Origin of the sequence: Paenibacillus sp. FSL H7-689 (assembly GCF_000517905.1) — a bacterium.
Taxonomy (GTDB): domain Bacteria; phylum Bacillota; class Bacilli; order Paenibacillales; family Paenibacillaceae; genus Paenibacillus; species Paenibacillus amylolyticus.
Genome location: NZ_ASPU01000026.1, coordinates 20,771 through 31,004, shown reverse-complemented (window position 1 = coordinate 31,004; position 10,234 = coordinate 20,771). Strand labels below are relative to the sequence as shown.

The following is a 10,234-nucleotide window of genomic DNA, read 5'->3' as shown; positions in this document are numbered from 1 at the left end:
CCTCCGCCGATACCGGCAATAATGGACAGGCAGCCGATCAACATGTTTTCCAAAATGACCAATCTCCGAATCTGTGCGGGTTCTGCACCAAGTATGGTCAGAATGCCAAACTCTTTATTCCGAGATTTGAGAAAAGCACTGATGGAATACATAACAAAGAAAAATGCAAACACATATACGATAATTGAAGCGATCTGCATTCCCGTAGCGGTTGTGTCACCCATCGGTAACTCTGTCACATACGGATGATAAATGAACACCGCATAAGCGAAGAATATCATGACCATAAACACACTACTTAGAAAAAAAGCAATATACGCTCGCCCATTCCGGCGAATATTGTTAAACGCGAACTGAGGAAAGCTCATGTGAATTCCCTCCCCAGAAGGATAAAGTATCAATGATCCGCTGGAAAAACGTCTGTCGATTATCTCCACGGTGTACCTCGGCTGCCAGCTTTCCGTCCTTAATGAACACGATGCGGTTGCAATAACTTGCCGCAAGCGGGTCATGTGTGACCAACATAATAGTTGTTTTCTCCTGCTGGTTCATCTGTTCAAGTGACTCCATGACCGCTTGGGATGACGTAGAATCCAGGGCACCGGTGGGTTCATCCGCCAAAACAATCGAAGGCATATTGATCATGGATCTCGCAATGGCTGTTCGTTGTCGCTGTCCACCCGAAATTTCGTAGACTCGTTTATCCAGAATATGATCAATCCCAAGCTTCGCTGTAATGCGATGTAGTCTGCTCTCCATCTCCTTCAGTTTGACCTTGTCCAGTGTCAATGGAAGTACAATATTCTCAGCAACAGTCAACGTGTCCAACAGATTGAAATCCTGAAAGACAAATCCGAGTTCCCGACGTCGGAACATGGCAAGTTCTTTCTTTTTCATATCAAACGGGTTCATGCCATTAATCAGCACCTTGCCCGAGCTGGGTTCATCAATGGTGGAGACCATGTTTAACAATGTGGTTTTGCCACTGCCCGACGGGCCCATAATACCCACAAATTCACCTTGTTTGATTGTCAGATGAATATCACTAAGGGCTTGAGTCTGCACTTTGCCCTGATATACTTTGTTCAGTCCTGATACCTGTAACATTTCCATGCGTAATTCCCTCCTAATCCGTCATTCTTTATACGTTAATTCTATTCTTATCCTAACTGACCTCCCGTAACGGTGCTATCGAATTACCTTAAACTTCCCTTACAACGCGTTTAAGGTTCTGTTCCCCTGCCTTCTCTATCACACTTCTGTCCATTAAAAAAAGCACCTCGCCCATGGGCAAAGCGCTCTTTACTTCGGATATTTCGAATGAATCCAGCTGAATCTGACCAACGTTCCCTCATTTGGCTCCGAAAACAACTCCACACGGTTATCCAGGCGGGCACTGATCTCACGAACCAGATATAATCCCATTCCAGTAGATTCGTGATATTGTCTGCCCCGTTCACCTGTAAAATAGGGATTGAATACGCGATGAATATCCTCAGACGAGATGCCGATTCCCTCATCCTGAATGTCCAGGATTGTACGCTCTTCCTGTTTATAGCCGATAATGATCACTTTTTTGCCTGATTTGCTATCGGAATAGTTCACGGCATTGGTCAAAATCTGGGTGAACATGAACCGCAGCCACTTGGAATCACTGTAGATCTGAAGGTCGCCCTCCATACGGATATCCGGCGTAATGCCTCTGCGAATAAACAAACGTCGGTTCTCTGCAATGCTACTCCGAAGCACCTCATGCAGAGACAACAGCTCCACACGAAAATCCCCTTCGAACTGTTCAAGCCTTGATGAATGCAAGACCATTTCAAGTCCTTTGCGCATTTTATCCAGCTCATCCTGAATACTGCCCGCCGTCTCATCTTCTACATCTTCCAAGGTCAGTTGGATAATGGACAACGGGGTCTTCATCTGATGAACCCAGCGATTCATGAATACCACCTGCTGATCCTTGCTAGTACGTAACTGACCCATCTCGTTCTGCCGATTACGCTCCAGTTCATGTAATAATTCCTGGATGGCTTCCGCCACACCCGAATTTCCAAGCGCTTGGAAAGGCTCGTTTACCAGTTTGCGTGGTTGTTGAAGTAGACGGTAATATGCTCGCAACTGGAAGTAACGAATGACCAGATAAACCATCAATACCACGATACTGATCAGCATGCCATAAAGGACAATCTTCATCGGACGGCCCTCACCAGAGAGCCAGTAGACACACGGAACGAGCAGCATCTGTAACACATAAAATCCGACTAACATCAGGTGGTCTTTCAGGAAAAGTCTCATTTCCCTTTCCCCTGTGCGGATGAATCCAGATCCAACACACGATAACCCGCTCCGCGAACCGTCTCCAAAATCTCTTCTGCACCCAGCTCCTTCAACTTCCGGCGAACACGTGTAATATAGACATTCAACGTATTATCATCAATAAAATGCTGATCTTCCCACATCTGTTCTAACAATTTTTCTCGGCTGACAACTCGCCCTGCCTTCGCCATCAGCGCTTCCACCAGTATCGCTTCCTTCTGTGTCAGCTCGGTAGAACGCTCATCATATTCCAATACAAATCGCTCAGGATAAAGGATCATGGGACCGTTCTTCACCTTCACTTCCTGTTGAACAGCAGCGTAAGAACCATAGGCTCTGCGCAGCTGACTACGGACTTTGGCAAGAACAACTTCATATTGAAAAGGTTTTGTAATATAATCATCCGCTCCATGTTCCAACGCCATAATCTGATCCATACCACTATCACGAGCCGATATGAATAAAATGGGACATATGGAATGTGTGCGTATCTGTCTGCACCAATAGTAGCCATCATATTGAGGCAAGTTCACATCCATCAGCACCAGATCCGGTTCCATCTTCACGAATTCATCCAATACATGACGAAAATCATCTGTGACCTGTACCTGGAATCCATTTCGGGTCAGATAAGCCGCCAGCAATCCTGCTAGCTTGGCATCATCTTCAACCAACAATATCGACTGCATCGTTAACCCTCTTTCCGTTTCCTGACGTCAGTGTATCACATCTAGTTACCCATTTTAGTCGGAAACGGCTTGAAAATAAAGCTTTAGACCACGAGACGCCCTCTCTTCTCTGCCAACCCAATGATGGCTTCCACCCCTGAGTTAAACTCAAGAAAGTCCTGCTCGACCCCATCGCTGAAAATAACACCATCCTCTGGCATCTGGGATACAATGTGCAGTGGTTGTTTTGAATGGATCTGCCCAAACACGAGATTGACCGCAGTCGTTCGGCTCGGAAAAGGTTCACGTACTGAAAAATATAAGTACGGCGCATCCCAGTTAAAATGATTCAGCTCTTGCCTGCTCCCATGAATGGATGCCGATGCTGTAGCGACCTCTGCTTCAGAATTCATGTTCTGCCATGCAGCGGACCCTACAATTCCGGTGGCTCCGGCCAGCACACTTTTGAACCAGCCTGTCGATCCCATGCCTGTGGATACAATGATGCCACTAGAAGATTGTTGTTCTGTGGATGAACCCAAACGCACTTCATAACGAGCCGATACATGCGTCTTCCGACCAATGAACAGATCATTCACACCATATAGATACTGTCCATCATTGAGTTCAACTTTGGCGAGAGTGACTTCTTTCAAGGTTCGTTGCTTTCGAATGACATCAGGAACAATGAAGCTGAGATCCTCCACGGTAAAAGGTAATAATACCCCATCCCAACGCATCGGGTCCGGATTCACACCGATGAGCGGCTGCTCGGTTACGTATTTGAGGGTATTGGCCACAAGCCCATCCTGTCCAACCACGACCACGATATCTTGCTCTCCAAAGATAAAATTGGGTACATGTTCCCGATCAATCGTCTGAACGCGGCCCAATTGTCCCATCTGCTGCTGTGCCTGCTGCACGGATTGTCGATAACGACGGTCTTCCTCCATATAATCACTGAAGTCTGCGCCCAGACGTTCAATATAGAACTGAGCTTGCTGCACCGTGTTATATCGAACCACCAGCTCTTCCAGTCGGGTCCGGCGTTTCACCAGAATCAGCTTGTGTTCACTCATCCGATCGTCCGTTGTGGCCTGCTGACGTACTGATTTCCCTGCCTGCTCCGCTTGCTCTCTTCTTCCTAATCTCATCTCGCTCGTCCTCCCTGATCTCGGCCCGGCGCAGGAGACATCAATCCCTGCAACAGATCCGGCGAGATATTAAGTTGCCCAATCTTGCCCGCATTTTCAGCCAGTTCCTGGAACGCAAGTGCGATCAGCTTATCAGAATTCATGCCCATGTTCGCCATTGCTTGCAGTACATTCGGCTGTACATTTTGCAATGAATTCATTACGGCAGCAATCTCATAGGCTTTGGCATCTGCTTCGGCATTGTGATTGGCAATGGTTAACTCAATCAGTTGCTGCTTCCGTTCCTCCATCGCTGTATTGAACTGAAGCTGCTCCTGCTCCATCTCATTTTGTTTCTGTTTCACCGAGCGCTCAGCCTGCAATTGGGTCTCACGAATCTGCTGTTTCTTCGTCTCTATGGCAATTTCGGTGTTCAGTTCATTCTCTTTCACTCGTCTTTCCTGTTCAATGGAGGCATTGCGACGTACATAGAGCGCTTCATCTGCCTGACGCAAAATCTCTTCCCGCGCTTGTGCTTCCAATGCACGCATCGTCTCTTTATTAGGCAGAATGGCAAGTATCGATAGACTCATCAACTCAACGCCCAGTTTCTCCAATTCTTCACTTTGCACAACTTCTCGTTTCATGCTGCTAGCCAGACGTTCACTGGATTGAATAGCTTCTTTCAGCGGCATTTGTTCCAGATGTTTCTTGGTCAGTACTTTCGCTGTGGTGATCACCCGTTGATCCAGCTTGCCGGGGTCGTCGGAAATATACCGATTCTTGCGCAAATTGTACGTGTAATTCAGGCTCTGGGTTATTTTCAAATAATCCACAATTCGATAGCTTAATTGCCCCTGCACAGTAACCGTCTGATAGTCCGCTGTAATCTCTTCGAACATGAACGGTACATCCACCGAGGATACGGGTAGAACCACTACCGATGTGGTCGGCTCATAATAATAGAAGGACAATCCGACACCTTGACGTTGTACCTCACCATTTTTCACTTTCATGACATATTCACTGGGTTGAAACTTCGCAAATCGGAATCCAAACATGGCTCATTCCCCATTTCTTAATATTGTCGTTTTGATATTATCGAAATGATAACAAACGGATTCAATATTGTCAATACGACATTAACAAAATGTTTATATGCCTATTTAAAGAAAGCGGGTCCGTTCTATATAAGTTGAACTAAAGATTATTTACACTGACACTCCGATGACAGATTAACCTTCTAATCGCTGTTATCCCCAGATTTTTTCGATTCCCTTTTCTAAAGGGAAAATCCGGTGATAAAGGCGAACGCTTCGCTTTTTCAGTTTTTTCTGTCCTCTCCGTTATCGTGTAAATCAATAGTTAAACTTATATAATCTCTTTTCACAAAAAATAAAGAGACCGAATCCTATGATCCGATCTCTTTACCTGCTTCGTTATTTTCTATTCATACGTGTTAATGATGCCATTAGGCACCTTTCGTAATCAAAAGCGGACTTTTCTAACTATCTCTAATACAGTTGTTCCATCATTCTGGCGACTGCAACAGCCCCTTGTGCACGGTTTGCTGTTTCTTTCGGAGCAAACGTGCCATCAGGCATGCCATTTAGCAGTCCAAGTTGTTGCATCGAGGCTACAGCTTCTTTTGCATATCCGGCGATCTCATCATTGTCTACAAACACCATATTTCCTTGTACAGAATTGGCCGAATCCTCACGCTGGACAACCTTCAGTGCTCTGTTCAGCATAACGGCCATGTCTTCTCGCGAAATACGTTCATTGGCTCCGAAGCTTCCATCTGCCCGGCCTTGAATAATGTTCATTTCAATTCCAAGTCGTACTGAATCGGCATACCACTGCCCTTCCTTCACATCCGTTGGGACTGAGATAGATGGATCCGGCTGGCGTGTATCACCAATACCTTTAATAATCATTTGCAAAAATTGTGCTCTAGTCAGTTCACCTTGCGGGGCAAAACGAGTTGCGCTCATCCCCGTAATAATCCCTTTACCATATAGGTTCTGCACCTCTTGGAGAGCCCAATTGTGATTTTGCAGATCATTTAATGGTACTTCAACTTCTGCAATGACATAACTGCTGGATTCCAGCGGTTTGAACGTCATCGTTTTGGTCTTATCATCGTACTTGGAATACGTAACAGGTTTCATTTCTCCACTTGCAGATATGGAATGCACAACCATAACTAAATCATTCTTTTTAGGTTGCTCTACATTGGATAGGGCAACTTCTACCGCTCTGTTTGTCCATTGCAATGGCTTATTGTTCATTAACAAATTCACATCAACAATCGTATGATTTCCGATCGTTGCTTTTTGCGATGTGGACAATGTATCTGTCGAACCTTTTGCTACTACGATGTCGAACGTTCCCTCAGTCTCCGCAATAGTTAGCGGGAGTGATTTTAGAGGAACACGAACGGTAGTCTGTCCTACAACTACATCCAGGGATTTCACTTCCTCGGAACGAATCCATTCCGCCAGTTGACTTGCAGCCAACTGGAATGTGACTGTCTTGGCTGTGTCGGGTACATCTGCAAACAGTTTCAACGTACGATTTCCTGCATCCATGGATTGCAGTGCCTGGGTTAATTGAGATACATCTGGACGAATCGCATACTTGTCATTCCCGGTTGCTGTTCCTTTTACCGTTATTAGACCCTTAACTGGCGGATTACTAGGTTCAACCGGTGGTGTTACAGCCGGATTCCCCGTTGAAGGAGCTGTTCCCGGGTTGGAAGGTTGTGAAGGTACACTTGGTTCTGATGGCTGGCCAGGGCCAGGTGTTACATCTTGACGTACAAGCTTACTCACAGCATCTTGTAACGCACGATCCGCATTGCTTACATCTTGCGTTGAAGATTCAACATCCAGAATGAATGCTTTCGCTTCAGAAAGTGCCTTACTAAATACATTCCAGCTTGAAGTCGTGTATTCGGTTTGTTTTAATTTCTCAGCGGTATCTACAGTAGCTTGCAGTGCAGATTTGTCCGCCGGGAACGTACCATATGCTTCAAATTCCATGAATCCTACCCAGGTGGGACCTGTTTTAATCGTTACCCGAATATAACGTCCCTCCGTGCCTTCTGGAAGTACATGGCTAGGTGCGGTCGATACAACAACATCACTTGTGGTGTCCACTACTTTCACAAAATTTTTGTTATCGTTGGACACTTCGATCGTATATTTGATGCCGCCACTCCACATCGACATCTCGATCTTGCGCAGGTTTGCGACTTGCCCCAAATCCACTTGCCACAAGCTGTCAATACTCTTATCGGTCCCCCATGAAGTGTTCGGATTGTTGTCAATTGCACCTTCAGGAGAGTTGGCTTGATTGCCTCCTGTCCCTGCACTACTTGAAGCTGTTGCCGTTTTTCCCGTTGTTAAAGCCTCCAGAGAGACCAGACTAGTAAAGGCTTGTTTCAACGTACTCAGTGCTGAATTCACCTCAGACTGGACAACAGCATTGTTATCTCGGACCTGAATCGCTGCCTGCAAAGACTGTTCCAATACAGACCAGCTCCGGCGTGTATAGGAAGATTTAGTCTGCTGCTGCATTTGTTGAATGTACTGGTGCAGTTGTGTTTTGTCCACATTGGATAGACCATCAATGGCATCATCCAAACGTTTAAGCGCTGTATTCGCATCCGTCTGTGTTGCTCTTGGATCATTCAAGACCTGCTCAGCGCCTTCCAGCGCTTTGGTCAATACCGCCCAAGTGGCCTGAGACCAGTCAGCCTGCTGATACGTACGCGCTTCCGCTATTTTGGCTCTGAGCTCGTCAAGCTGCGGAGCGATAACCTGCATCAGCTGCATCACACGTTCCAATGCTGTTGTCGCTGCATCTGTATCTGATTGAGTTACCCCACCCGGCGTGTATGCCTGTTGGTATACATCATTCGCTGCCGAGATTGCCGGAGCCAGAGTCACCCAGCTATCCAGAGTAAAATCATTCTGTACCAATGATTTGGCTCGTGTAAGTGCCGCATCCAGTTGCTGGCGGTCTGCGGGCAGAATACCCAGTCCGCGTTTGTACACATCAAGGGACCATAACGCTCTGCCTTCATACGAATGCCCGCCGTTGGCCGGAAATTCATCGTAGTCAAACATCGCTTGGTTCTCCCATGCATTACCTTCGGATGCAATCCAGCCTACTCCCGCCGGAATCCACGCTGGCTCCCAGTAGAAAAAACCTGCGCCGTGATTTCCTGGTACGTTCGCAATCATGTCCATAATGCCAGCGATGGCATCATATTGACCTTGAACGGTTGCGGGGAAGTCTGCTCCCCCTACATGAAGCGCTTCATCCGATCCAATGATATTGCCGTGTGCATCCCCGTTTTTATATGAAAATGGATACGAAGTCTCGGCAATAATCACGTCTTTTTTGAACTTGTCAGATACTTTATTCATGGTCTTCTGCACATCGGCAAATGTCCCATGCCAGAACGGATAATAGGAAAGTCCGATGATATCGTACTTCAGTTCGCGTTTCTCCAGCTCACTGAAATACCAGTCGAACGTATCCACCTTGCCACCTTCAGCCAGATGGATCATAATCTTCACCTTATCCGCGTTATCGGTGATCTCTCCTTCTACTGCACGTACAGCATCAACTCCGCTTTTTAGCAATGCAACATTTTGCTCGAAATCCACGTCACTGCTCAAGCCGTTCAGAACACCACTGTTGATCTCATTACCAATCTGCACCATATCAGGCATGGCGCCCTTAGCTTTCATTTCTCGCACAACTTCATATGTGTAGTTGTATACGGCCTGCTTCAGCTCTTCGGGCGAAAGACCTTCCCAAGCTTTGGGACGAAGCTGCTGGCCCGGGTGCGCCCACTCATCCGAGTAGTGGAAATCCAACAGGATCTTCATACCTTTTTTCTTCACCCGCTCGGCCAAACGAATGACATCGTCCTTGTCGTTGTATCCCCCTGATTTCTGTGGATCATTCCACAGACGAAGACGCACATAATTGACACCGCGATCCTTGAGAATATCGAGCAAATCACGCTCTGTACCGTTGCTGTCCACGTATTTGCCGCCTTTGTCCTCAATGGCAGTCAACGTGGAAATATCAACACCTCTAACATAGTCTGCACGATATCCCTCAACGATCACCTTAGCTTTAAGCTGAGGTTCTGGAGGCGCACCATATACAACTCCTGTTACCGTAAATTCGCCTGCAGAGGCGTATTGCATAGGGTCGATATGATCCCAAGTCACAGGTACCATTCCCGATTTTTCATTCTGAAACTGTGCCTTTACCTCGTTGGGCAGAATTGGCGCACTTCTGGTCACCGTTCTCACTTCGATCTCATCATATCCTTTAATATTGGCTGGTTCAGTTCCTTCTGCTTCTCCCCACACTTTGAACTCCAATATTTCCGGCCAAACTCCCTCACCCTTGTAAAAGGAGATGTTCAGTCTGATGTATCGTACATCTTTCTGCTGAAACGTCAGATCAGCGATCTGTTTGGGATCGGCATTTTCATTTTGATCAACAACTTTGGTCCATGCCTGCTGGTCAGCAGACGTTTCTACCATATATTTCACAACCGTGTTTTCTCTCCACGTTATTTCCGCTCCGGACAGATTGTAGTCTTCACCCAGATCAATCATTGCCCACTGTGGTTGTTCGGATGTAACTCCCGCCTTAGCAGTCCAATGCGTGTCACTTTTACCATCAACCAAGTGCTCCTTTTTACTCTCCCACTCCAAATATTCTGTGCTTACCGTAACCGCCTTATTAAGTGCCACGTTCACTTTTGCATCTTCTGCAGCCGCTGGACGAACCATCAACCCCAGATCACAGAACAGCATTAGTAATACCAGACACCCGCTTATGTAACTCTTATTCACTCTTGATCTCCCCCTTTTTGTGTTTGATTGTGCATGGATCAATGAATGTTATGAATCCTCCTCATTGTAAGCGCTTAATAGTGATAGGCGACACGGCATAATCCAAAGGAAACAGCAGTTATTTTAACAATGTGATCCTGTGATAGTTACATTTGAGCTATATCGATCACGCTATTTTGCAAAAGAAAGCAAAAAATCTGTCCGTCCACCCTAAGGCAGA

7 protein-coding genes are annotated in these 10,234 nt (G+C 46.4%); all 7 read right to left on the bottom strand.

All coding sequences use genetic code 11. The features are described 5' to 3' along the window. Nucleotides 1-368 (bottom strand): FtsX-like permease family protein (locus C170_RS19570; RefSeq protein ID WP_036613335.1); only part of this gene is annotated, 368 nt, incomplete at its 3' end. Then, nucleotides 343-1,113: an ABC transporter ATP-binding protein gene (locus C170_RS19565; RefSeq protein ID WP_036613332.1), complete on the bottom strand. Its 771-nt coding sequence runs from the start codon at nucleotides 1,111-1,113 to the stop codon at nucleotides 343-345. The genes C170_RS19570 and C170_RS19565, both read right to left, overlap by 26 nt. Before the next feature lie 189 nt (nucleotides 1,114-1,302). After that, the gene (locus C170_RS19560; protein ID WP_036613330.1) at nucleotides 1,303-2,301 is read right to left on the bottom strand and encodes a sensor histidine kinase; all 999 of its coding nucleotides are present in this window, start codon (nucleotides 2,299-2,301) and stop codon (nucleotides 1,303-1,305) included. Then, nucleotides 2,298-3,011: a response regulator transcription factor gene (locus tag C170_RS19555; protein WP_036613329.1), complete on the bottom strand. Its 714-nt coding sequence runs from the start codon at nucleotides 3,009-3,011 to the stop codon at nucleotides 2,298-2,300. Before C170_RS19555 ends, C170_RS19560 begins: the two co-directional genes overlap by 4 nt. A gap of 83 nt (nucleotides 3,012-3,094) precedes the next feature. Then, nucleotides 3,095-4,069, bottom strand: a complete 975-nt coding sequence (locus tag C170_RS19550) for a sugar kinase (RefSeq protein WP_036613340.1) — start codon at nucleotides 4,067-4,069, stop codon at nucleotides 3,095-3,097. A 71-nt stretch (nucleotides 4,070-4,140) separates the two neighbouring features. Then, nucleotides 4,141-5,184 (bottom strand): SPFH domain-containing protein, encoded by a 1,044-nt coding sequence (locus C170_RS19545; protein WP_036613328.1) that lies wholly within the window; start codon nucleotides 5,182-5,184, stop codon nucleotides 4,141-4,143. A gap of 453 nt (nucleotides 5,185-5,637) precedes the next feature. Then, nucleotides 5,638-10,014 carry a glycosyl hydrolase 53 family protein gene (locus tag C170_RS30180; RefSeq protein WP_051447302.1) on the bottom strand — a complete coding sequence of 1,459 codons (4,377 nt, stop codon included), beginning with the start codon at nucleotides 10,012-10,014 and terminating at the stop codon, nucleotides 5,638-5,640. Between the last annotated feature and the right edge of the window lie 220 nt (nucleotides 10,015-10,234).

Coding starts and splice junctions, on each gene's coding strand:
- C170_RS19565 (WP_036613332.1), bottom strand. CDS start 1,113: ATGGAAATGTTACAGGTATCAGGACTGAACAAAGTATATCAGGGCAAA.
- C170_RS19560 (WP_036613330.1), bottom strand. CDS start 2,301: ATGAGACTTTTCCTGAAAGACCACCTGATGTTAGTCGGATTTTATGTG.
- C170_RS19555 (WP_036613329.1), bottom strand. CDS start 3,011: ATGCAGTCGATATTGTTGGTTGAAGATGATGCCAAGCTAGCAGGATTG.
- C170_RS19550 (WP_036613340.1), bottom strand. CDS start 4,069: ATGAGTGAACACAAGCTGATTCTGGTGAAACGCCGGACCCGACTGGAA.
- C170_RS19545 (WP_036613328.1), bottom strand. CDS start 5,184: ATGTTTGGATTCCGATTTGCGAAGTTTCAACCCAGTGAATATGTCATG.